General features: G+C 41.9%; 15 protein-coding genes. 8 read left to right on the plus strand and 7 right to left on the minus strand.

Translation table 11 applies throughout. The annotated features are described in order from the left end of the window. Positions 1-310 precede the first annotated feature (310 nt). Positions 311-6,490, minus strand: a complete 6,180-nt coding sequence (locus IPM47_01975) for a hypothetical protein (protein QQS29746.1) — start codon at positions 6,488-6,490, stop codon at positions 311-313. 560 nt (positions 6,491-7,050) lie between these two features. Here IPM47_01975 and IPM47_01980 point away from each other — a divergent pair. The 8 genes from IPM47_01980 (at position 7,051) to IPM47_02015 (ending at position 18,094) form a co-directional block, all read left to right on the plus strand. Then, complete coding sequence (locus IPM47_01980) at positions 7,051-10,104, plus strand: choice-of-anchor B family protein (GenBank protein ID QQS29747.1); 3,054 nt, start codon at positions 7,051-7,053, stop codon at positions 10,102-10,104. Positions 10,105-10,196: 92 nt separating this feature from the next. Further along, complete coding sequence (locus IPM47_01985; GenBank protein QQS29748.1) at positions 10,197-10,814, plus strand: RNA polymerase sigma factor; 618 nt, start codon at positions 10,197-10,199, stop codon at positions 10,812-10,814. 169 nt (positions 10,815-10,983) lie between these two features. Beyond that, entirely contained in the window at positions 10,984-11,172 is a 189-nt protein-coding gene (locus IPM47_01990) for a hypothetical protein (protein ID QQS29749.1), read from the plus strand. Positions 11,173-11,270: 98 nt separating this feature from the next. Next, complete coding sequence (locus IPM47_01995; GenBank protein QQS29750.1) at positions 11,271-12,104, plus strand: mechanosensitive ion channel; 834 nt, start codon at positions 11,271-11,273, stop codon at positions 12,102-12,104. A gap of 176 nt (positions 12,105-12,280) precedes the next feature. Further along, positions 12,281-12,982, plus strand: coding sequence for a hypothetical protein (locus IPM47_02000; GenBank protein QQS29751.1), 702 nt, complete (start codon positions 12,281-12,283; stop codon positions 12,980-12,982). 112 nt (positions 12,983-13,094) lie between these two features. Then, positions 13,095-14,327 carry a hypothetical protein gene (locus IPM47_02005; protein ID QQS29752.1) on the plus strand — a complete coding sequence of 411 codons (1,233 nt, stop codon included), beginning with the start codon at positions 13,095-13,097 and terminating at the stop codon, positions 14,325-14,327. Between the two features lie 229 nt (positions 14,328-14,556). Next, positions 14,557-16,629, plus strand: a complete 2,073-nt coding sequence (gene mrdA, locus IPM47_02010) for a penicillin-binding protein 2 (GenBank protein QQS29753.1) — start codon at positions 14,557-14,559, stop codon at positions 16,627-16,629. 70 nt (positions 16,630-16,699) lie between these two features. Beyond that, positions 16,700-18,094, plus strand: a complete 1,395-nt coding sequence (locus tag IPM47_02015) for a rod shape-determining protein RodA (GenBank protein ID QQS29754.1) — start codon at positions 16,700-16,702, stop codon at positions 18,092-18,094. A 133-nt stretch (positions 18,095-18,227) separates the two neighbouring features. Here the strand turns inward: IPM47_02015 and IPM47_02020 are convergent, their stop codons facing one another. The 6 genes from IPM47_02020 to IPM47_02045 form a co-directional block, all read right to left on the minus strand. Beyond that, positions 18,228-18,422: a 30S ribosomal protein S21 gene (locus IPM47_02020; GenBank protein ID QQS29755.1), complete on the minus strand. Its 195-nt coding sequence runs from the start codon at positions 18,420-18,422 to the stop codon at positions 18,228-18,230. A 73-nt stretch (positions 18,423-18,495) separates the two neighbouring features. After that, positions 18,496-19,662 (minus strand): acyl-CoA dehydrogenase, encoded by a 1,167-nt coding sequence (locus IPM47_02025; protein ID QQS29756.1) that lies wholly within the window; start codon positions 19,660-19,662, stop codon positions 18,496-18,498. Positions 19,663-20,667: 1,005 nt separating this feature from the next. Continuing rightward, positions 20,668-20,895, minus strand: a complete 228-nt coding sequence (locus tag IPM47_02030) for a transposase (protein QQS31364.1) — start codon at positions 20,893-20,895, stop codon at positions 20,668-20,670. A gap of 9 nt (positions 20,896-20,904) precedes the next feature. Next, entirely contained in the window at positions 20,905-21,384 is a 480-nt protein-coding gene (locus IPM47_02035) for a DDE-type integrase/transposase/recombinase (protein ID QQS29757.1), read from the minus strand. Between the two features lie 314 nt (positions 21,385-21,698). After that, entirely contained in the window at positions 21,699-21,902 is a 204-nt protein-coding gene (locus IPM47_02040; GenBank protein ID QQS29758.1) for a hypothetical protein, read from the minus strand. A 99-nt stretch (positions 21,903-22,001) separates the two neighbouring features. Then, positions 22,002-26,423 carry a choice-of-anchor L domain-containing protein gene (locus tag IPM47_02045; protein QQS29759.1) on the minus strand — a complete coding sequence of 1,474 codons (4,422 nt, stop codon included), beginning with the start codon at positions 26,421-26,423 and terminating at the stop codon, positions 22,002-22,004. Between the last annotated feature and the right edge of the window lie 29 nt (positions 26,424-26,452).

Consider the following 26,452-nt stretch of genomic DNA (forward strand, 5'->3'; position numbering starts at 1 on the left):
GAGTCAATGCAGGGGTACTTTGACTTATTGCAGGGGTGCAATACGACTTTGCCAACCTGCAAAACTATATTGCAAAGGCAGAAATTTGGACATTTCTCCGTAAAAGGCACGAAGTTTTAGCATTTGTCTATTCTTGTTTTGACCCGCTAAGTAAGAACCCACCCCTAAACCCTTGAGGGTAGGGAATAAGACCATCGAAGCATGGAGCTACTCCCCTCCTCGGAGGGACCGGGGTGGGTTCATTAGTTAGTGAAGCGGTATAAAATTTCGTCCAGAATTGATTAAATTTAACTGATAAGGTGTTAAATCATCAATCCACCTTCACCCTTATTCCTTCGGAGTGGGTGTTAAATTCGGGGGCATACATACATTGCATGGTGGTAATGCCGTTGCTGAAATTTCCTTTATGGCTTACGCGCAAGGGGTATTCAAACACGTAGGTGCCTTTGGGCAGCCAGTCCATAAAGAAGTTGGTGGCCGCATCTTTGGTGCTTTCGTAATAGCCCAATCCGTCCTGCCATTTGTAGGAGGAAATGACATTGACGGGTTCAAAACCCGAAGCACGCATGTCTTTCAGATGCACATATTCCATATCGCGGTCAGAGCGCACTTCGATGCGTACTTTTACCACATCTCCCACTTTCAGGCTCGCGCCATCGGTAAGGGGAACCAATTGTTTGCCGCTAAGTGTTTTTTTCTCCAAGAACAACTGCTTTTTAATGGCCAAGGGGGTTTCGGCAAATGTGATTTTGTCTAATTGTTCAAAATACTGCCAGTAAATTGCTCCCCATGCTACTCCGTTATCAGGTTTGTTGACGGTTATGTTGGCCATATCTGCACTGATTTGGTCACCCGCCCAAGCGGTTTTAAAATAACCCGTGCCGGCTTCGGCTTTCAGTTCGGGCATATTTTTGGGGTCAAGGGTGTGTTTACCGATGGTAATGGTAGCCAACTCTTCACTTGCCAGCCAGTTATCGCCTGTTAACAGTAAAGCATAACAGGCTTCGGCGGTGGCTTTAGTGGTTTTCCAGTCCTGGGTCTGTTTTTGTTTCAGCAGCCAAACTTTCATGTCTTCTACCGATTGTTTGTCTTTGGCTACCTCGTGAAACGCTTCAATCAGCAGGGCTTGAGTTTCGATAGGTGCCTGATACCAATACCATCCTCGCACAACATCTTTAAAATACATGCCCATTTCGGGGTTATGGGTAGCATTTTGTTTGAGCGACTCCATAATTTGAAGGGCTACTTTGCTGTCCTGATTGGTTTGGCGATACAAGGCCAGCGCAATCATTCCCTGCATATATTTGCTGTTGCCCAGCCAGTATTTTTCTGCCTGCCCGGTCCAGTATTTGAATGAAGTCTGGTATTGTTTGTTCAACGGAACATCGGTAAAAAAGCTGCGGGCATACAGATAATGGATGAGGGTGTAACTGAGTTGGTTGTCGTCCATATTGGCTTTGTAGCGAATCAGGTTTTGATAAGCTTTGTCGGCTTCACCGTCAATGAATTGGACTGCTTTTTGAACCATGTTCCACGAATCGGAGCTGTTTCTGACCGATTTCACTTTGAGATGATCGAGATGTCCGAGTCCTGAAACGATGTGTTGGGTGATGTACCAGCTTTCGGGCATTCCGGGAAACCACGACCATCCGCCGTTGACGGTTTGACGCTGTTGGAGTTGTTTTTCCGCAATCGCAAATTCTCTTGCCATTCTTTCTAAATCAAACAGCACTCCGAGGCGTTGTTTGCGTTCGCTTTCGTTTTTGGCCTGCAATACCCAGGGGGTTTCTTCGAGCAATACCTGTTTTAGTTCCTGATTTTTTTCGAGGTTAGAAAGCAAAGCCCCTGCCGCTTCTTTACCTGTTGCGGCAGATGCGGTGATGGCCTCATTTTTCCATGTTTCAAACACTTTTTTCACTCTTGGCGATGAATTGGCAATGTTTGAAGCAATGCTGTTTGCATAGTAACGGCTAAAAATCTGCTCCGTACATTCGTAGGGATATTCCATCATATAGGGCAATGCCTGCACGGCATACCAAGCCGGTTGAGAGGTAAACTCCAGCGTCATGCTTTGATGGCGCAGGGTGTTGGATGCGGAAGATTTTGACAGGTTGGAGAATGTAAAATTGGTTTTTCCTTTTCCGCGAACGGGCAGGGGCATACTTTCGGTTACCAACATGCGGTTGGTCAGTACCGGCAAAGCGTTTTCTTCTCCATCCGAAAAATCCCCCGATTTGGCAATGACCCTAAACACAAGGGCTTGTACTGTTTCGGGCACTTTCAGTTTCCAGCTCACAGAGGTGCTTTGTTTTCCCTGAGTGGTAAATGTCTGAACCGCATTGGTGTTCATAAACAGGTTGTCCACCGGTTTCATACTGATGGCATCAAACAGTTGAAGCGTGGCATTGCCGCTCAATGCGTTTTCGGTCAGGTTTGAGATTTTAGACGACAAATAAATTTCATCGTTTTCGCGCATAAAACGCGGAGCATTGGGAATAACCATCAGGTCTTTTTGCGTTACGACCTCTTTGGTAAACATGCCATATTTGAGGTCTTTGGTATGGGCAAACCCCATCAGTTTCCACTTTGTCAGGGCTTCGGGAGCGGTAAAAGAAATGATCACGGCTCCGCTTTCATCCGTTTTAAGATGCGGCATGAAAAAGGCAGTTTCCTGAAGGTTTTTGCGTATCTGCACTTCGTCGCCGCCTGCTTTAGTTTTGCCGGTTTCGGGTTTTTCTTCATCTCCGTTTCCGCTTTCGCCTTTGCCGTTTTTCTTTTTTGCAACTGCGCCATTTGCCATCACCAATGACTGATCCATTTCTTCCATAGCAGGCACTGCCCCTGAGGGTGCAGGAGGTGCTGCCGATTCTACCGCCATGTTTTTGGACATATACATTCTGTCGCTGCGTTGATATTGGCGATACCCATAGCTTCCCAGATAGAAATCGAAAAAATTGAGATATTCATAGCTTTGAGAAGCATAATAGTAGCGGGGCGAGTTCCAGTAGTCCGCCCGAAGGCGGGCCTGAGCAATACCAAAACCGTTGTCGGCACTAAAATAAGATTGGGGGTAAAAAGAAGGATAAATGCTGAAATTCCAGCCATGATATAAAAAGGCATCGAGCGAGGCATCGTACATGGAGGCCAACATTTCAGCAGCCACTTTGTCACCATTTTGCCCGCTGATTTTTAGCCGCCATTCTTCACTCTGTCCGGGATAGAGCTTGCTTCTGAAAGTCTGAAAGTCAATATTTAGATTTTTGTTGGTCCAGGGAACGTAGATGGTCTGTGATTGGGTAAACAAACGATTATATTTAATCATGCTCAGGTGCATGGTAAAATTGCCCCGGTAGGCTTCTTCTACTTTTACGGCAACCTTTTTTTGAGCATTGTCGGCATTGATCCACTCACGGCGGATGATTTTCCCTTCGTGTTCCAGTTCATATAAAAAGCGTGCTTCGGGTGTTGCACTGCCAAATAACAACTGAACGGTTTGTCCGGGTTCTGCCTGATTGTTGCTGAGGTGGCTCCAAAACAACTCATTGGCGGGTACTTTATCCTCGTCCGGATCAAACACGGTAAACACCTTTTTCCATTCTACTTTTTCTCCGTAAACGTCGGTTGTGGTCAGTGTGGCCAAGTATCTTCCGTGTTTCCAGTTGTTGAGGTTCGAAAAATTGACAACAGAATCGGCCGGTGTGTTCAACGTCTGACTAAACACCTGTTCGGCACGCTCCCAATTGTCGGGGTTGTTTTCACCTGCATATTCATCATTTGGAAAGTCTTTGCCGTAGTCATCTTTAGACATGACAAAGATATCGGGCATTTGCCATTGTCTTTCGCGATATACTTTTGAAGGATGTTGCAGGCGGTGAACGCTGACCGCTACTTTGGCAGGTTGGGGCTGGCCTGCCAGATTGGTGGTATTGAGCGAAAACTGTTTTTTATCCTTCCGGTTCGTCACATCCGGAAGGGCAATACTTGCCAGCATCGAAACAGTTCCAACGCTGACCGTCAGTTCGTTGGTCTGAGTTTCTCCGTTCAGGTCAGTAACATCGGCATACACCGTATAGTTAAACTGAGGCTTTTCAGTTGCTTTAAGGGTGAGGTCCGGAATAGCGGTAAACGTGATTTCAAACTCTCCGTTTTCGTTGGTTTTGGTCGTTCCAACTTCTATTTCTAATTCGGCCGAAGTTGGCATCGGTCTCCACCACCACCACCAATATGGGAAAACGGCATTTCGTTTTACGCGGTAGTTTACCTGAGCATTGTCAATATTAAAACCGGCATAGGCCTTTGCAACCCCGGTAACGGTAACCTTTTCGTTGAGTTTATAACTGCCTTTCAGGGGGTTAAAAGTAACTTCGAATTTGGGTCGCTTGTATTCTTCTACCTGTATATAAGCGCTGCCATATTCGTTCGAGATCGTCATACGTCCATTCAACAAATTGGATGGAATGGTCAAAGAACCGCTGAAAGAGCCAAACTCATTGGTTTTCAGCTTCAGTTCCGTAATTTTTTGGGAGTTTACATCGTAAAACGTAACGGTTGTCGGGCTGTTTGTCTGCAATTCGTTGTCTCTGCCGTTTCCTTTGGTTCTGATGGTAATGCCCTTAAAAAATACGGTTTGTCCGGGACGGTAAATGCTTCGGTCGGTAAACAGAAAAGTGTGGGTCGAGGGTTGGTTATTTTCGTGGTATCCGTAAGAATACTGAGAGGTAGAAAACCGGTCATTCCCCTGCGTTAAATCTACGACAAGGTTGTTGTAAAACTCCTTGGGTTTGGTGTAGGAAAAATCGCCGTCTTTACCGGTTTTACCCGATTTCAGGACTTTGTTTTCATATTTCCGCGAATTATAATTGTACTCCTGTGTAGAAATGGAATAATCAATTCCAGCGAGAGGTTGGCTGTTAAAGCGATGGATGGCAAAAAAGTCCACACGGTTTTCAACAGCACGATTGGCACAACTCAGGTTGGTAACATTGGTGATATGCCAGGCAAGTGCTTGTTTGGAATAAGAAAACCCTTCATCTGAGGACATCATCAGGATGTATTTGCCAACAGGAACCTGATGTATTTTAGCTTCGGTATAGTGGGTTTGGTAGTCTCCTTCGTCAGGCAGCATAATGTTCCATTTATGCAAGGCAGACAGGGAGTTGTAAAAATCTAACCTTTGTTCTTCCCGATCCATTTTTTCTGCCTTTTCTTCAGCTTCTGGGGTTAACAGGGCTATTTTGGCAAATAATTTCTGCACATTCTGGTAATGAATCAACGCCCGGAAAGGCTGATCGGGCTGGTTGGCTTGTTCTACGGTAAAACCGAACGTTTTGCTGAGAATTTGCTCTTTCAAGGCACGGCAGTTGTTGGCACCCATGCTTTTAGGATGCCGTTCTATAGTGGCATCGCAAATTTCAATGGCTTTTTTACGGTCAAACTTGTTGATTTCGTTCACCTTGGGCTGATACTTGTCGGCCATTTGGTTGTAGTGCTGAGCAATGCGGTAACTGACGTTAGCTGAAGACGTGTCTGACAGAAACTGCTTTTCTAACTGTAACAAGGCGTTGAACAGGAGTTGGTCTTTGTCGGGTAAGGTGGTAGTCGCTTTGGCAAAATCGAGTCGCTTAAGGTCGGCATCAATCAATGCAGGAATATTACCGTTTTTCAGATGCAGGTCTAAGAGTTGTTGAATCACCGTCAGTGCATAATATTTCACCGAAAGTTTGTCGGTATTGGTAAAGGTATGCGCCACAAATTTGGCGGCATCGGCAAAAGCCACTTCTTCCGAAAGTTTAAACTGATCGGCAGCTTTGGTGATGTTTGCCTGATCGTTTGAAAAATAATCAAAGGCGCGATGTGCCAGCAAATCGAATAAAGTAGGGCGATAAGGACGAGCACCGCCCGGACTGACTAAAATATCGCCGTAAATATCAACCGGAGTAGTTTTAAGCTGGGCGGCATCGGTCAATGAAGCGAGGTAGAGCTGAGTAATTTCAGAGGTAAACCGGTTGGCATCCCAGGTTTGAAAATCGGGTAAATCCTGATTGGTTACCTCTGTGCGGTTTAAGATGCGGTATCTGTTTTGCTGAAAATATTGCCAGTACAATTCGGCCAAAATAGATTGAAGCACCGGCTTCAACGGATATTTCGCCTGTTCGGTCTCTTGTTTCAATTTGTCAATAATTTTCTGCTCGCTGTTTTCTTCTGTATAGGCTTCATACTTATAAAGGTAGAGCAATGTTTTGACCGATTGAGCAGCGTTGTTTTCGGCTTTAGCTCTGGTGTAAATGGTCTGAACCAATTTTCGGGCATCTTCGGTCAGCCCTTTGTTTTCGAATTCGGCCACTTTTTTCCAGTCCGCAGCGTAATCATTTCCGGGTGTGTATTTTTCCATAGCATAGTTGGTTTTTTGCGTTTTGGCACAACCACCTTGTGCCGAAGTCAGCACAATGGCGAGAAAGATGAAGGACAGTAAAAATAGGATGTTTTTCATATAAATTCAGGTATTCGATGAAGTGATGGGTAATGTAATAGCTTACAAGATGCTAAAATATGGATCAAAGGTGCTTACAAAGTAAGATAAAAAAACAACACGATGAGTCTGATATAAGTAAAAACAAATCAACCCTGTAAAATGATGGTATTGCCTGATTCATTTATACCCTTCATAGAAAAATTTTATGAATGTTAGCCATCAAATACAGATCACCTATATATCCCCTCTCCTTTCATTAACTTACCTCTCCAAATTTACCGGCTTCTGTTTCCACAGAAGCAACCTTAATTGAATTGCTAATGTTTAAAGTTTAGAATCTACCGGATGAAAGGATAAATTGACCGTTTAAGACACACTTACCAATCTGGTTGCCAATAGAATATTTATTTTCCCGATTGATTGTTATCTTTACAAGTCAGGATGGGGTAAGTGACTGCCGACTTAAAAGAAATTTATAAACTTTCATGTTCAACATTTACCCCGGCCACGCAAACCATGTTTAACCGGCAATTGTTTTTGGGTCGCTGCCATTATTCACTCAACCTGCTATGAAATCTATGCCAAATCATGTTCTTTCCATCACCTTTCTGCAAAGGTTTGGTTTAATCCCCTGTCTCAGAACAGCAATCCGAATGTTCTTTTGTTTGGCACTGCTTAGCGGATTATTTGTCTGCCAACATCAGATGAATGCGCAATACAACCTAACCTTTCGCAGTCAGTTGAACTATACTCAAAATGCAAACGATGTATGGGGTTATGTGTCGCCGGGCGGTATCGAGTATGCCATAGTAGGAACACAAACCGGAGTTTCTATTGTGGATGTGAACAATCCGGATGCCATTAGTGAAGTGCAGTTTATTCCGGGGGTAGATAATGTTTGGCGGGATGTAGATATTTGGCAGAACTACGCTTATGTAACTACCGAATCAGCAGCAGCAGGAGGTCTGTTGATTATTGACCTCTCTAACCTTCCGGCATCAGCCAATAGTTTTTATACTCAATTGGGATTTGGATTTACCACTGCTCATACAATTTGGATTGACGAAAACGGTATTGGTTATCTGTTCGGTGCTAATTCTACCGGACAAGGCAGCGGCACTTTTATGATAGACATTGCATCTGATTTAACTAATCCGGCTTATTTGGGTAAATATAACGGCGCTTATGTTCACGATGGTTTTGTCAGAAACGATACCCTTTGGAGTGCTGAGATTTTTGTGGGACATTTCAGGGTAGTAGATGTGAGCAATAAAAATGCTCCCGTTATTCTGGCAACACAAAGCACCCCCAACACATTTACTCATAACGCATGGCCTACCGATGACGGTCAGTATTTGTTTACCACCGACGAAGTTAACAACTCGTATGTAACCGCCTATGATGTCAGCGATTTAGACAATATTACCGAACTTGACCGGTATCAGCATGACCCGGGGTCTTTAGCTATTCCACACAATGTTTATGTCAATGGCAACTTTCTGAACATTGCCTACTACACCGCCGGAACTACTATTGTGGATGCCACCTATCCCTATAACCTCATTGAAGTCGGACATTACGACACCAACATTTTGACCGGTGGGGGTTTCAACGGGGTTTGGGCAGTTTACCCATTTCTTCCATCCGGCAATATTCTGGTATCCGACCGCCAACAGGGTTTGTTTGTTTTAACCCCTGAATATGTTCAGGCTTGTTATCTGGAAGGATTAGTAACCAATTTTGTGACAGGTGAACCTATTCCTGCTGCGAACATACAGATTATCGGAGTTTCAGGTGCTCAGACGAATACCAATTTTTCGGGATTTTATGCCACAGGTGCTGCACAAACGGGAACCTATAATGTAGTTGTTTCAGCAAACGGTTTTTATACAGATACCATTTCCATCAACCTGACGACAAACGGAGTGGTTAACTTGCTGAATGTTGGCTTATTGCCCAACGCTCCCTGCTCCATTCCTCCTTCCGGATTAACAGCAACTGACATATCGTTTTCTTCTGCCGTCCTGAGTTGGGTAGCAACACCCGAAGCACTCAGCTATGTATTGCGTTATCGAAAAACGGGATTGACCGAATGGCAAACATTTTCTGTTGCCGATACCTCTTATCAGCTTAACGGTTTAAATGCTGCAACAGAATATGAATTTCAGGTTCATTCACTTTGTCAAAGTGGTTACCAATCTAATTATTCCTCGCTTTTTGTCTTTAATACATTGCCGTATTGTGCCCCTCCAACAGGTCTGTTTGCGTCTTCACCTACTCCAAATAGTGCTAAACTTCAATGGTATGCTCAGTTAAACACCACCGGCTTTCTCGTGCAATACCGGCAATCAGGTATAGAAGCCACATGGACAACCGTCAATGCTTCCTCAAACATCCTCACAATAAATGGATTGATGCCATGCACCAATTACGAATTCGCAGTCGCTGCCAATTGTTCGGACGGACAAACCAGTAATTTCAGTTCAATTTTGCCTTTTACAACTTCCACACCGGTTGTTTCGTTCAATACCACTTCCATAGCTACATGCAACCTGCCTTTTAATCTCAACAACCTTTTGACCGGAAGTACGGGAGGTGTTTGGTCGGGAGGCGCTTATGTTTCCGGCAGTCTGTTTAATCCTTCCGGGCTCGCACCGGGGCAATACAGCATCACTTACACCATTTACGGCGGAAATTGTGCGCCTTCACAAACAGGTTTTATTACCGTAATTTCTGCTCCTGATGCCTCTTTTAACACAACAACCATAGAAATTTGCGAGGGCTTATTCAACCTGAATACCCTGATAACAGGCACATCGGGCGGAGTATGGTCTGGCAGCAGCGAATACATAGCTGCCGGATTTTTTATTCCAAATACACTGCAACCCGGCTCTTATCCTGTTACCTATACTGTTGGAACAGGCAGTTGTCAGACCTCCTTAACTCAGATGTTGCAAGTGGTTTATTGCCCTACTTTGGTTCGGTTAAAAGTTTTTTTAGAAGGGGCATATCTTGATCCTGACAGTATGCGTACTTATTTGGCAGAAAATTCACTTTTACCCCAAACACAACCTTATCATCAGTTGCCGTGGATGTATGAAGGAACCGAAATGGTTGATCAATTTCCATCGAATACTGTTGACTGGGTGCTGATTTCCCTGTATCAGGCCGGCAACAACACAGAACTGGTGGCTCAAAGAGCCGCATTACTTCTAAAAAACGGTATTGTGGCTGATGTAGATGGAACTGCCGATGGTGTTAAATTTCCAAACCTGCCGCCCAACCAAAGCTACTATGTTGCAGTTCGCCACAGAAATCACTTAGCAGTCATGAGCGCCAATCCCTTTGTTCCCGACGGATCGGTCTATGATTTTACAAATTCCGCAACACAAGCTTTGGGCACAAATCAACTAAAACCGGTAAACGGCGGTTATTTTGCCCTGAAAGCCGGTGATATAGATTCCAACGGGGTAATCACAGTAGCAGACTTTAACCTGTACAGTGCTCAATCATCAGCAATCATGCAATATAACGATGCCGATGTGCAACTGAATGGCTCGGTTACCGTAGCAGACTTTAATCTTTTTGCCGGCAATAACAGCAGTGTAGGTGTCCCACAAATTCGCTTTTAACATTATTTTAATCCGGTTAAAATACATCAAAGGGGTAAAAATATAGCTCCTCTATCAATTTTAATGACCGAAACCTAACTTATTAGTCAATAATGTCGAAATTGCCGTACCCTTCTAAAATATTAAAAACAGGGGAAAATCAATTGTCCGAAATACGAACACTGCCCGATAAGGATTTGGTGGCATTAATCATTGACAGTGGTGATACCTCGCTGTTTGGCGAGTTGTATGACCGCTATGCCAATAAAGTCTATCGCAAATGTATTTCAATGGTCAAAAACACCGAAGATGCTCAGGACCTGGCACATGAGGTATTGGTGAAAGCCTTTTTAAATATTTCAAAGTTTGCGGGCAATTCCAGTTTTTCTACCTGGGTGTATGCCATTACCTACAATCAATGTATAGATTTTATCAGAAGTAAACAAAAAATTAAACTATCGGATGCCGATAACGAACGCTTGCCCGACCTGACCGACGAAAGGGATTCAGAATTAGTTGACAAAGAGTTGTTTGAAATTGAAATCAACTTGTTGATGCAGTTGTTACAGCTTCTCAATCCCGATGACCGGGCAATTTTGTTGATGAAATATCAGGACGATATGTCAATAGAAGATATCCAAACTGTATTGAACCTGAACAGCAGTGCAGTTAAAATGAGACTTAAAAGAGCAAGAGACCGCTTGCGTATTTTTTACCAAAAACATCAGTAATATAAATCCTTTAATCTCCCTTCACCGCCTAATTTTGAGAAATTAAATAGTTTTAAGCCTGCTTCCTTTTAAAATCAATTTTTGACTGTTGAAGCTTTCAGATTTTTGGAATATCACTACACAAAAAACCGGACTAACCTTTTTTCAACATTTTTTACCGATTTGAATCATGGAAAAAAATCCTTTCAAACAAATAGTAGAAAACGAAGCACTGCCAAAAAACCATAAAAACAAGGTTCTTAATACGATAGATACGACCAAATTCTGGTTTGATGTCATTGATTTATTTACCTTTAAACAGGTTCAGGCACACACCGAACTGATGCAAACAATGCTCGAAAACTGGAACAATAAATAACATTGATTACTCCGTCTTTTTTTAAAAACATCAATTAGCAGCCCTTCAGGTATAATCACTACACTTGAAACCCTTGATAAACAAACAATGTCAGACTTATGGAAGAAATAATTACCTTTAAAGATGTTATCACCGCATCTTTTCTCAAATTTATACAATCGTTCATGGATGCACTGCCATCTGTATTGGCTGCATTCTTATTGCTTCTTCTCGGTTGGTTTTTTGCAAGGATAGTATCATTTCTCATCATCAAGTTTTTGAGTGTGGTGAAATTCAATACCCTTGCCAGTCGCATCAGTGCAACAAGAATACTTGAAAAGGCAAACATCCAGCTCTCTCCTGTTCATATCGTGTCAAAATTTGCTTACTGGTTAATCCTGCTCCTGTTTTTTGTGACAGCAACCGACACATTGGGTTGGACGATTGTTTCAGAGCAAATCAGCAAACTCATCGGATTTTTACCCACTCTGCTCAGCGGTATTGTTATTTTCATCATCGGTCTTTATATCGCTACCTTTTTCAAAGAAATTGTGGCTGCCGCTACCACTTCACTTAGTGTTACAGGAGGCAGAATTATCAGCGGGTTTGTGTTTTATTTTTTAGTGGTAATCATCAGCATCACCGCTTTAGATCAGATAGGGATAGACACTTCCATCATCACCTCCAATGTGGTGCTCATTTTGGGTGCTATTTTATTGGCCGCGAGTATTTCTTATGGAATTGCATCCAAAACCATTTTGGCCAATATGCTGGCTGCTTTTTACAGCCGTAAAACTTTTCGGGTTGGCCAATATATTCGCATTGACGATATAGAGGGTGAAATTTTGAGCATTGACACCATTGCCCTGACTTTGCAAACCGAAACCGATAAAGTAGTCATTCCGACACATGAACTCATATCAAAACGAGTGCATATTATAAGTGAAATGTAAGGAAACATTTCCGGAAAAAACTTGTTGAAAACGTCCTTGATTTTGAGTGCTTTTAGTCTTAAAGGTATATATTTAAAAGGAGAGATAAATTTTTTTTAAGTTAAAGCATACTAAATAATAAAATCGTTTCAGTACCTTTGCACTGTTTTTACACAAAATCAAAAATTATCTTAATTATGAAAAAATTATTTGGCCTTTTATCTGTTGCTGTTTTAATCTTTTGGATGGGCTCTTGCAATAAAGCTGCCGACCCACAATTGTTGACAGACATTTCTTCGTTTGAAACCGACTGGTCTGGTTTGTTGAGTGATGTTTCTAACCTTGCAAACGCAGTTAAAAGCGAAACCGCAAATTTTGATGCTAAAATTGCTGAAAGCAAAGCCGGTACTGAAGCTTTGAAAGGTACTGCCAAAACTCAGGCTGATTCTCTGTTAAACTTGTTCAATGATGTTAAAAACAGAGCAGGTGCTATCGGAAGCGGTGCTGACGGTATTTTATCCAAAATCAACGAAATCACCGGTCAATTCCAAAGCTGGAAAGAGAAAGTTACTAAATTGGAAATTAAAACCGATGCCGCTAAAACCGACCTCGCTAACTACAAAACCCAATTGGAAGGTTTGAAAGGTGAAGCAGGCAATCTTAAATCAAGCTGGGATGGCGCTATGAGCATGGTTGGCACAATTACCTCTGCTATTGCTGCTTTAAAAACAGCACCTGCTACACCCGAAAAAACGGCTACCGGTAAACCCGCTACCAAACCCACCACGAAACCCAAAACTACCACCACTACTACTACCACTCCTACTTCTACTACGCTTACCCCCAAACAAGTAGAAGAAAAAATGCAGAATGTACGTGGTAACGCCACAAAAAAATAAACTTTATTTCTCATAAGGTAACACTGAAAGAGACTTGCCGGAGCAAATCCGGCAAGTCTTTTTTTTTTGCCTCTTACCTTTTCAAATATAAAATGTCTTAACTTCGGTCATTATGCCCGGTCATTTTGTTACTATCAATGACATCTTAACGCTTTACCAACATTTGCTGGAAATGCGGACAACCATAGATGGGGATGGTAGCCTTTGTCCAAAATTATTTGATCGCCTCAACGACGAACTGACAAAAGTAATTAATCTGAAAGAGCAACAGTTTGAAGCGCTCAGGTTGAAAGACTTAAGTCGTCAAATCGAATCTCTGTTTCAGTATTTAGAGCAGTTTCGCTTTTTTAAGGAAACCGTCAATACTTTTTTCAACCTGTTTCCTTCGGAGCAAAAAGATGTTTTTGAAGACCATTCCCGGTACCTGCAAATTCAATTGACAATAAGAAGATTGTTTACCGATTTTCAGGAAGGCAACTACCTGCAAAGCCGGATTATTTTAAGCCTTGACCGGTTAAAAAGCCTGATTCAAACCTATTCGGAACACAGGGAACAACGAAAAATAGAACAACAAAATTTAGACTGCCAAATTCCATTAAACAGTTTGCCAATCTTCACTCCTTTACAGGATACAAATTACGACGGGTTAAGCACCTACATGGGTCAGTTTTTCCCAAAAAACACCGCTGCTAATTACACTTCTGAACAGTTAACTCAAATTGAGCACGGCTATTTTTCGCTTAAAGTTGAAGCGTTAAAAGCTGAATTGAATAAAAAAAACAGCCTGTATGCTCCACTTCTGCCCGATCTAAAGCAGGCACTTAAAGAAAACGATCATCCCCGAATCCGTATTATTCTTCAAACAATGAGCGAATTGGCACCGCCTATTCAAATTACCCGACCCGGAAATGATGGAAAAAATTATTTCAAAGTCATACAAGTTCAGGGAACAGCACCTCCTGATAGTCCGGTTAGCATAGTTTTAAACGGCACTCACCAATATAACACCCATGCCAATCCTGCCGGAAAATTTTCTTTTGAACATATAGAACTAAATCCAGGGCAAAACACCCTGATCTGCTTTAACCCCCGCCTTCGGTTTATGTACCCTGACGTTCAGCGACAAATCCATCTAATCGAAAAACTTCCGTTTGAAGGACGAATAGACCCTGTAACCCAACAATACTTAGAGCCGGAAAATATTGATACCATTGTGAGATGCGAAAAATGCCGGAATTACATGTATGCCTACTCAGTTTCCGAAAACGATAATATTTGTGTTATTTTGAAATGTAATAGTAAAAATTTTTACAAAAATTCTCAACCAGAATTTTGGACAGAATAGGCGAACAATTGTAATGTCAGCCTCGTGTGTATGATTTTCTTGTTCTGTGACTTTATGCTTATAGTATAACTTGAATATCTTTCAACTTTCATGATATAAGTTCTGAACGATGTTATCTAAATTGGTTGACACTCCGGTAAATTATGTTGATTATTCTGTTTCCCCAAAATTACTTAGTATCTTTGTACACATTATCGGGTAGCGTATAAATAATTCGCAATATAAACTATTGGAACCGGTCAACAAAAAACGCGTAATCTTTCAGTTGGTGATTGTTACTACCGCAGTCCTGTTGCTTGCCAGATTGTATTCGATGCAGGTGTTGGACAGTGCATATACCACTATGGCGAAAGATAATGTAGTGCGCGAAGTTACCATTTACCCTTCCCGGGGGCTGATATTCGACCGTCAGGGCCGGCTTATAGTGAACAATCTGGCAGTTTATGATTTAATGATGATACCGCGGCAGGTACAGGAATTAGACACGGTGAAGTTTTGCCGACTGCTCAATATTACTCCCGAAGAATTTGATAAAAACGTGCTCCGTATGAAGGCAGCTGCGGGCTATAGCCCTTACCGGCCGCAAGTGTTTTTAAAACAAGTGCCCTCAGAGGTGTACGATCGGATGCAGGAATATTTATATCAGTTTTCGGGGTTTTATACTCAAATCCGAACCGTCAGGCAGTATGGTTCCAACAATGGGGCACATGTATTGGGATATATTGGAGAAGTCAACCAAAAACAGATTGACACTTCGAATTTTTACCGGATGGGCGATTATGTCGGAATAAGCGGAGTGGAAAAAAGTTATGAAGAACAGTTGAGGGGGGAACGCGGCACAAAGTACGTGATTGTTGATGTGCATAACCGCGAAGTGGGGAGCTATAAAGACGGGGAAGAAGACGTGGAAGCTATTGCCGGGCAAAATCTGCACCTGACGATTGATATGGATTTGCAGGCTTATGCCGAAAATATCATGCAAAACAAACGCGGAAGTATTGTGGCTATTGAGCCTCAAACCGGAGAAATACTGACTTTGGTATCAGCTCCGGCTTATAACCCCAACTTGCTGACAGGCCGAATGCGCGCCCAAGGAATGAGGATGCTGTTGGGCGATACGCTGAAACCCATGTTTAACCGCGCTTTAATGGCCTACTATCCGCCGGGTTCTACCTTTAAGCCACTCATGGCCCTGCTCGCTTTGCAGGAAACCGGTATTCAACCCAATTACTATTACGGTTGCAGCGGTGCTTATCGTTTAGGCCGCCGAACGGTAGGCTGTCATTACCACTCCTCCTGTTTTAATGTGCAGACTGCAATACAACATTCCTGCAACGCCTACTTTTGCCACTTGTTCAAATTGTTTGTCGAAAACTATAAGTTCAGCAATGTGTCAGAAGGGCTAACCAAGTGGAATGAATACCTGAGCGAATTTGGTTTGGGCAGAAATGAATATCTCGATTTACCTTCCTTGTCGGGTTATGTTCCACTGCCCGATAAATATGACCGGATGTATGGTAAAAACCGGTGGAAAGCGGTCAGCATTATCTCCCTTGGAATAGGACAGGGCGAACTTGGCGTTACTCCGCTACAACTTGCACACTCCACTGCGGTGATTGCCAATAAAGGAAAATTTATTTATCCCCATGTAGTTAAAGCAAATACAAAAGACCCCAATCACCCCTACAACAAAGAACATCATGTCAGTATTAACCCCAAATATTTTCCTCCCATCATTGACGGGATGGAACAGGTGGTTTTATACGGAACCGGACGAAACGCTTATGTTGCAGGATTGGATATTTGTGGTAAAACAGGAACTGCAGAAAACCCGCATGGTGAGGACCATTCCTTGTTTATTGCTTTTGCACCAAAAAATAATCCCAAAATAGCGGTTGCCGTTATGGTCGAAAATGGTGGTAATGGTAGTAAATATGCGGCTCCTATTGCAAGTCTGATTATTGAAAAATATCTCAATGACAGCATTTCACCCTATCGCAAGTATGTAGAAGAAAAAATGATTAAAGCAGACCTGTTGAGACCGAGACCTCGCTTTATCGGGCCTGTAGTGGAAGAAGAAGCAGATGATGAATTTACTACAATACTGTTCAATTCAATTTCACAGCCTCCTTTGAGCGTTCCTGAACCTCTGAATGCAAAATCCGACAACTCAGTACCGCTCGTTAGCGAAAATACAGGCAACCCCAACCCGAACCAAATCAATACGGAAGTAAAAATTATCCCGCCTCCGGCGATCAAAATACCCACTCCTCAGGCATCATTACCAAAAGAAAGCAACTGACGTTTGCAGCAGTCAACCCATATATATCGCTATTCTGTCTATCTAAACCGGTTAAACTCAAGGCTTCTTCATGTCATCTCAATCCACTAATATTGACTGGGTATTAGTATTCACCTATCTTCTTTTGGTTACCATCGGGTGGTTGGCCATCTACACTGCGGATTACAAAGAGCAACATCCGGAAATATACTATTTAGGCAGCAATTACGGAAAACAACTCTTATGGATTGGTGTAGCGCTGCTGGTCGGCTTATGTATTCAAATTCTCGACTCCCGGTTCTACACAGCTTTTGCTTATCCCATTTATGCCCTTTCACTCCTCTCCCTTTTAGTTGTGTTGCTGATAGGAACAAACATTTCGGGATCTAAATCCTGGATAAAATTAGGCTTTTTTAATGTTCAACCCGCCGAATTTGCCAAATTTGCCACCTGCCTTGCTTTGGCAAAATATATCAGCAGTCTGAGTTCTGTTTACTACTCTTTGAAAGAGCGGCTGGCAGGCATAGCCATCGTGTTTATCCCCATTGTTTTGATTCGCCTCGAGCTTGAAACAGGAACAGCTTTGGTGTTTACCTCGCTGGCCTATGTGCTGTATCGCGAGGGGTTATTATCAGGTGGTATCCTTTTGCTGGGAGTTTTGGCAATCACCCTGTTTGTAGTCAGCCTGCTGTTTCCCTATTTTTATACCATGATTGGAGTAGCGGTCTTGTTGTTTGTGGTTTTGCTTTTCAAAGGCAAGGCTCCTGTATGGCAAAAGGCATTGGTATTTGTTCCGGTCAGTATGCTGACCCTGTTGGCCGCCGGATATTTGAACGAAATCACCTTACTGGTAATTTTACCGATCGTTTTGTCGGTTTTTGTCTTTATAGCCCTCTATTTTCAGCGCGCAAGCTATCTGATACTGGCACTTTTTTTCGCCTGTTTTATTTATGTTAAAGGGGTGGATTATATTTATCACCACATTTTGCAAAAACATCAGCAAAATAGAATCGGTGTATTGTTGGGAACCATCGAAGACAAACAGGGAGCAGGATATAATGTCAACCAATCAAAAATAGCCATCGGTTCAGGAGGACTTTACGGAAAAGGCTATCTGGAAGGCACACAAAATAAAGGCAATTTTGTGCCGGAACTAAGTACTGACTTTATTTTTTGCACCATCGGTGAGGAGTTCGGATTTGCCGGCAGTGCTGCCTTAATTGGCATATTTGTCTTTTTTCTGCTGCGGATAATCTCTTTGGCCGAACGACAGAGATCGAGATTTAGCCGTGTTTATGCTTACGGAGTAGCCTGTATTTTGTTTTTTCATTTCACCATCAATATCGGCATGACAATCGGGCTTATGCCTGTAATCGGGATACCTCTGCCGTTTATCAGCTATGGCGGCTCCGGTTTACTCGGCTTTTCAATCCTGTTTTTTACGCTTATCAAGTTGGACTCGGAACGTTATATGTATCTGAGATAACCGGATGTCAACCGTTTGATGCCGGCTACAATTAAAATGCAAATCAAACACAAAAAGCGCAACTCTCAGCATTATTTTAACACTGACAATTGCGCTTCGGTAAAAATCAAAGCCTGATTGCGGCAAGAACAGCCTAATCTTCCATTTTAAGCTGCATCTCATTGCGATATTTGGCCTTCAGCAACTCAGCACGTCTTAAAATAGACGGCTTGGTAAATGCTTTGCGGGCCCGAAGTTGTCGCAAAACGCCTGACTTTTCGTATTTTTTCTTGTATTTTTTAAGTGCTTTATCTATCGAATCAGATTCGCGGGCATCAATTACGAGCATAAAACTACCTTGCTTTTAATGATTTTAGAAATTGGAGTGCAAACATACGCAAAATACCGGTAGTTTGTATGTCTTATTTTAAAATTTCTCTCGAAATCACCAATTTTTGTATTTCTGAAGTCCCTTCACCGATTGTACAAAGTTTTGAGTCGCGGTAAAATTTCTCCACCGGAAAATCTTTGGTGTAGCCATACCCTCCAAAAATCTGAACTGCATCGGTCGAAACCTGAACGCTGATTTCCGAAGCGTAATATTTTGCCATGGCCGCTTGTGTGGTAACCTTTAGTTTTTTGTTTTTCAAATCGGCAGCTTGTAGGGTCAGTAGTTCTGCTGCTTCAATTTTGGTGGCCATATCTGCCAGCTTAAATGATATGGCTTGAAATGAAGCGATAGGCTGTCCAAACTGATGTCGTTCTTTGGCATACTTCACAGAAGCTGTATAGGCCCCTTTGGCAATGCCCAAAGCCAGGGCAGCAATTGAAATTCGTCCGCCATCCAAGACTTTCATGGATTGAATAAATCCTTCTCCTTCTTTACCCAGCATAGCGCTATGCGGAACACGGCAGTTGTCAAATATCACTTCTGTGGTTTCGGATGCCCGCATCCCTAACTTATTTTCTTTTTTGCCCCCATAAACTCCGGGCAAAGATTTATCTACAATAAACGCCGTCATTCCACGACTGTCTCCCGGCTCACCGGTTCTCACTATCACCACCATCACTTCTGACGATTTTCCATGGGTTATCCAGCATTTTGCACCGTTAATCACCCACTCATCGCCGTCGCGATAGGCCACTGTTTTCATATTGCCTGCATCTGAGCCGGTGTTTGGCTCGGTAAGTCCCCAAGCTCCGATAAATTCGCCGCTTGCCAGTTTTGACAGCCATTGATGTTTTTGTGCTTCGTTGCCAAACTGAAGAATATGCCCGGTACACAAAGAATTATGTGCCGCTACCGATAGCCCGATAGAGCCACAAACTTGGGCTATTTCAGAAATTACCGAAACATATTCTACATAGCCCAAACCCGTTCCGCCGTATTCCTCCGGAACCAAAACCCCCATAAATCCAAGTTCTCCCATCTTACTGAACAGTTCGCGGGGGAAAGTCTGCGCTTCGTCCCATTCCATCACAAAAGGGCGGATATGTTTTTCGGCAAAATCACGAACCGTACTTGCTATTAATAGTTGGTTTTCAGAATGTCCGAAATGCAGGGTCTCGGCTTCGGTAAAAGCACTCATAGTAAAAGGTTAAATGTTTTGTAATAGCTTCTAAACGGCAAATATAATAACAATCTATTAAAATAATCATCATCAGCCGGACAAATAAGTAAATCGTCCGAATAGTGTCTTCTTCTTTGTATAGAATTCTATTTTGTGTTTTCCTTTTCGTTTTATGCCATCAATTTGACCTGTCAGGTCATTCCTTCATGGCAATTCTTCAAAGTCTAAAAAATAAAAATGCCGTCACTGTGTTTTGGTTATTTAATTGTTTTTTAAAGCCGATAAGGTTTGAAAACAAGCACTCTTGTGTCGGTAAAGTTCCTCCTGTTTAAGTTGTCAGATTGGACATTGTTTTGGCTTTAATAAAGATGAAGTATGAAAATCAACCCAATGCAAAGCCAATATTAGGGTAGTAAATACTTCCTTGTACCTTTGCAAAGCTCCAAAGCCACTCCGCAATAATTTTATGCCCCCCTGCATTAACTCATTGCACACCTGCATTAGCTTAATTCGCCCCTGTATTAACTCATTGCACACCTGCATTAGCTTAATTCATCTCTTCAATAACTCATTGCCCCTCTGCATTAGCTTAAATCACCCCTGCAATAACTCATTGCACACCTGCATTAGCTTAATTCACCTCTGCAATAACTCATTGTACACTTGCATTAGCTTAATTCACACCTGCATTAGCTTAATTCACACCTGCAAATTTGACCCTTTCTAAAAAAACTTGACACTTTTTGGGCTATTTACTAAAAGTGTTTTACAGGATTTTTAGGTAATCCTAAACCAGGAGTACAACTATTTTTTCTTTACTAAAAGCGGGTTACATTTAATTTATTTATTCCTGATTTTGAGTGACAGAATAGGCATTTAACCCGAAATGTTTTTACACGATATAATCATAATCCTATATTGAGTTGTCGGTCATTGTTTGTATTACTGAACAAGGTTGACAGAATTTACATTTAGTCCTAAAATAGCTTGACAGCGGAAGATTTGTTTTTCATTGTTTTGGAGCTAAGTAGTGAGTAATTGATTTTCTGTTTTTGTTTTCCAACGTTTGTAAAGGATACCGCTTGCTTCATGAGCTTTTACGAGGGTGAGGTTGTCGCAACTTCCATGGGGTCGAAGGGTATTATATTTTTCTATAGTCTGGGTTGTTGCTTGTTGTGCTTCGGTAAAGGTGTTAAAAGATTCATCCAAAAAGAACTCACTTTTTAATATTCCGTTTACCCTTTCGGCGATGGCGTTCTCCTATGGGTCGCCTTGTTCAGTCATGGATATCAGGATGTGATTTTGTTTCAACATTTTGACATATTCCGAGCAGCAATATTGTGAACCCCGGTCGCTGTGATGAATGAGTTGGCTTGTTCGGATAGATTGTAAAGCCATAAGCAACGCTTTGACAGGACCATTACTGTGTAGCGTGGGATAAAGGCAATACCCGATGATTTTGTGCGAATAAGCATTGGTAAATATACTAAGGTAACCAAACTTCTCTTTTAACTTGATAAAAGTAATATCGCTTACCCATAGCTTTCCAGGACGGGTCAGGAATTTTATTTCACGTATCAGATTGGGATATTTTTTGTAGGGATGATTGCTATCAGTCGTATAGACCCTTTTCTTGCGGTAGCACATTAAATAGCCGTATTCTCCCAATAGCCGGTATAACGCATCCCTGCCCATTTTAATGCCATGTGCTTTCAATGCCGGCTGTAATATAAAATGCAATTTAGCAACCCCAATCTAAGGTAAATCAACCCGAATTTCTCTGACCAACTTCAGCACCAACGCATCCGTTATCTGCATTTCGTCTTCCCGTTTTATTTACTCATACCAGCCCTGACGACTGTGCCCAAACAGAGAACAGGAATACCGAACACTAAACTGAGGGTAAAACCGCCTGAGCAACGCTACTGTTTGGGTCCAAACTTTTTTCGAATGACAACCCTAAGCTGATCCTCCGCTATATCTATCATCGTTTCAAACGTAAGACTCTTCATCTTTGAAGCTTCTATTTGCTTCTCAAGCAATTTTATCCGTTTTTACAAAGATTCTATTTTCTGTCGCTCTTTTTCTGACAAAACAGGTAAGGTTAACACAATTTCTGATGAAAATTGTTCGCACCAAAATCTAAGACTTCTTTTTACATTCTTACTATTGGGGGTTACTAATTCCAGTGCTTCTGATTCACTCATCCAACCGTTTTCTAACTCCTGCTCTATCCAGCGTCTTTCAGATTTACTCATGCTTTTTTTGCTTCCATTTTTGAGATTTTTTTCCCTCAAAATCTGTCAAGCTATTTCAGGACTATACAGATTTAGTTATACCTGCAAATCAATACCCGTTCAATAAAGCAATATCTTTCTAAAAATATGAGCATCGGATGTTTGAATACTTATAAAAAACATACCGCTACCTTTGTTTTCCAAATCAAGTTTTACCACCTCCATAAAGTCTGTCTGTCCGACCAATACCTCCCGTCCGAAGGCATCAAAAACCACTACTTTCGAATTGGTTGGCCTTTCAGATTCAATGTAAATCACACCATTTGACGGATTGGGGTAGATGTTGATATGGTTTATCTCTTGTGTCGGTTCACCGATGGAAGTTGTGGGGTCAGTCAGACTTAAAGTTACTTCGCATCCGTTGACATCAGACACTAATACAGTTAAAGGTAGTTGTGGATTAGATAAGGTATCAACGCCTAATCCTATTGTGCTCCATAAATATTGATAGGGCGGGTTTCCACCGCTTATATTGACAACAGCAATCGAGTCCCCTTCGGGAGTTTGTTCTAATCCGATAGTAGCAGAAAACAGCGAATTTTGTGCCTGATAAGCGCCAATAATTGAGTTCCCGCAACTATGTTGTACATAGACGTAATAATCTCCGATCTCTAAGTTGGTAAACGTTTCGCTTTCCTGCCAATTTTCACCGTCTATCGAATAAGTATATGGAGGAGGTGGGGCGGAAGTGAGGGATATCGTAAAGGCATTATTGCATACATCGTCTATGGGACTAATAGTACCTATAGTTTCTGTCATGCAATCTACATTACAATCCGTATCATTTCCAGTAACCAATTTGCTGCATCCATTAGAGTCAGTCACTAAAAACGAGTAGGATGCTGCATTAATTAAACCGCTACTATAAGTTTCTCCTTCATCTGAAATGGTATTGCCGGAGATGTTATAAGGGGGCGCGCCACCCCAGGTATTAAAAAACACCTGATACCCTCCCGAAACAGGAATACAATAATGATCGGAAAAAATAATTTCCGGCGCTACGGTTAAACTGATTGCGGAACTAAACATCGGGCAAATGCCGTCTTCAGGAATTGTATAGACTATTTGATAATTTCCCGCAGATACCTCTCCGGCAAAAAACTGGTTTCCCACAACGCCCGTTCCTGCCCATGTCCCTATTGTGGTGCTTCCATTGAGAAGCAGTTCTAAGTCAAGTATTTCATCACTACACAATGTTCCGGGAGAGAGAAGATTTAACTCAGGCGCAGGCATTATTTCAATGTATATAATTGCAGGATTACTTTGACAACCATTGGCATCGGTAACGATTAAGGTGTATTCGCCGCCGTTTTCTGGAGTTATATTGGAGATTACCGGGTTTTGTTCAGTTGAAACAAACCCGGATTGTCCTGTCCAATAATAGGTTGTACCGCCTGAACCTGAAAGAGAAACAGTTTCTCCTTCACAAACAAAAGGAGTCAAGGTTGAAATATTGGCAACAGGTTGAGGTGAAACAGTGATATCCACACTGTCAAAACCGGTACAATCCAATCCATCAGAAACAGTGACAGAGTAGGTACCGGCTTCGGATACGGTGATTTCCGGCGTATTTTCACCATTAGACCAAAAATATTCACCATAATTGGTATCAAGGGTTAAAGTAGTCGTTTCACTTCCACACAAACTTAAATTACCATAAATTGTAGGTGAAAGTGAGGTAGTCTGAGAAACAAACATTGACACTGATGCTGTACAACCGTTCAAATCCGTAACAGTTACACTGTAATTACCGGATGAATTGACCGTAATGCTTTGCGAACTTCCTCCATCTGACCAAATATAATCTGAAAAACCGGGAGTTGCAGATATTGTTGCACTACTTCCAATGCAGAACGAGGATGAACCTTCAATAAGGACATTTGGAGATGGTAAAACAGTTACTGTTGTACTTGAAGATGCTGTACATCCATAAGAATTTGATACGGTTACGATATAGGTGGTAGTAGTTGTAGGTGAAACAGATAAGCTTTGTCCATTAACTCCGGTTGACCATGAATAAGCGGTATATGTGCCTGCATTTAATGTTACACTGCTGCCACTACAAATTGTTTGGGGAGCTATTGCCGGTGGCGTAATGTTATTTACTGTCACTAAAACAGTGGTTGAGGCTGTGCAGCCATTGGCATCTGCTACTGTTACAGTATAAGATGAAGTTGTTAAAGGGCATACATTTAAATTTTGAGATACCCCTCCTGTTGACCAAGAATATGAAGTGAAACCCGTACCGGCATTTAAGGATACACAGTCGCCTATACAAATTGTTTGAGGTGCAATTGCCGGTGGTGTAATGTTATTAACTGTCACTAAAACATTGGATGAGGCTGTGCAGCCATTGGCATCGGTTACCGTAACAGTATAAGATGAAGTTGTAAAAGGGCATGCAGTTATATTTTGAGATGTCCCTCCTGTTGACCATAAATAAGAAGTGAATCCAGTACCCGCACTTAACGTTACACAATTGCCAATACATATTGTTTGAGGTGCAATTGTCGGTGGTGTAATGTTATTTACTGTCACTAATACTGTGGATGAGGCTGTGCAGCCATTGGCATCGGTTACTGTTACAGTAAAAGATGAAGTTGTTAAAGGGCATACATTTAAATTTTGAGATGTTCCTCCTGATGACCAAGAATAGGAAGTGAAACCCGGACCGGCATTTAAGGTTACACAGTTGCCACTACAAATTGATATAGGAGTCATAGAGGGTGGAGTGATATTAAGTACAGTTACAGATACATTGGAAGAAGTTGTAAAGCCATTGGCATCTGTCACCGTTACCGAATAAATCGTATTAAATAAAGGACTTACAGAGATGGTTTCACCTGTTTGTCCGGTACTCCAAGTATAAGTATATGGTGTAAAGTCACTTCCTGAAGCTGAAGCAGTCAAAGTTGCCTGTTGTCCGAGGCAAATTGGTTCCGGATTATTAATGAAAGCTATAAAAGGATCAGAATTGTGAATCAATATTTGAGCAGGCAGTGGTGAAGTACAATCACATTGAAATTGATCAATCTGCACAACAATTGTTTCTGTCCCCTCAACAAGTTCATCTGTAGAGGCAAATACAGGTACTTGTATAGATATTTGTCCGGAAGGTATGGTAACAATATTTGGAAGGGGTTCGTAATCTTCCCCCGGCATAGCGGTTCCGGTAACAATAATTTCAAAAGTAACAGGTTGGCTCAAATCGCTGATATCTTCTCTAAAAAACTCAAAATAACCTTCCGTATAACCTTCAATAGCATCTTGCATACCGGTAACGGAAACAGAGGTAACATTTCCGGTATCAAAACTGTTAGCAGCCAAAAAAACCGCCGAGTCCAAAATATGGTCTCCGGCATCTGCTACAGCCAATTTGATGGTATAAGTTTGGCATGGAGTCAGGCCGGTGGCAACGGCTGTCATGACATCAGTATAACCATCAAATTGAGTAATGATGCTACCGGTAGGATTGGAATTGTAATAGACGTTATTATTTATAGGATTGACGGTATTTATACCCACGTAAATGCCTGTATCAGGAATTAATGCTAAATTTTGAAATTGTACCCCCGGCCCGCTGATAAAGAGACCAAATACATCGTTAAAAGAAGCGCAAACATATTCCGGATATTCTTCGGAAGCAAAGACATATTGAAACTGTACAGAGGTAGATACGGGAACAAAAGTGAATTCAATTACTGCGGCATCAAAAGTAGGTGAAGGGCTGCCGCATGGAGTTGAAATGGTTAAAGCAGTGAGATCGGGATCCCCCGGTATTTCAAATTGAGAATATATACCATCACTGTTGTTAGTACCTTCGGCATTGATTACAGCACCGCTTGAAATAATGATGCCTTCGGGAATACCAATACTTTCACCGTTGGTAAAATATCCGATTGCACTGGGATGTCCGGTATAAGTTATATTGGAGACTTCAGAGCAACCATTTAAAAACACATTTGGTACTAACCATTCCGCATTACTGTTGTTTCCATCGGTTTGAACAGAAAGGGCGTAAACCGTAGGAGGTGTGGGTGTAACAATTCGGTAGGCTAATGTTGCACAATAGATATTGTTCGTGCAACTATATCCGGTTGCGTATATTGCAAAAGTCCCGTTAGCGATGGCAATCCAAATAATCTGAGATTGAGCACCACAAAAATCATCATTATAAGCATAGGGAACTCCGTCACCTGCATTGGTATTGATACTTAATTCACTATCCCATGGTGCTGTTCCACCGTTATCACAAAAGGTAAAAGCATAATGTTGACCCATCACGGCATTAAAGATAAAATAATCACCACCACTTACACAACCGGTGGTTTGCCAAGTTTCAGTGGGTGTTATCGTTCCTAAATTAACAGCATTTACATTGGTATTAAAACTACATTGAGCAGTTGTTTCTAAACTAAAAAAGTTGAACCATACAATACCTAAAATAGAAATGCAAAAGTGTAATGTTGGTGCTTTATTCATAGAGCAGAGAATTTGAAGATATGAAAAGG

The sequence above is a fragment of the Sphingobacteriales bacterium genome (assembly GCA_016700115.1).
Taxonomy (GTDB): Bacteria; Bacteroidota; Bacteroidia; order Chitinophagales; family UBA2359; genus UBA2359.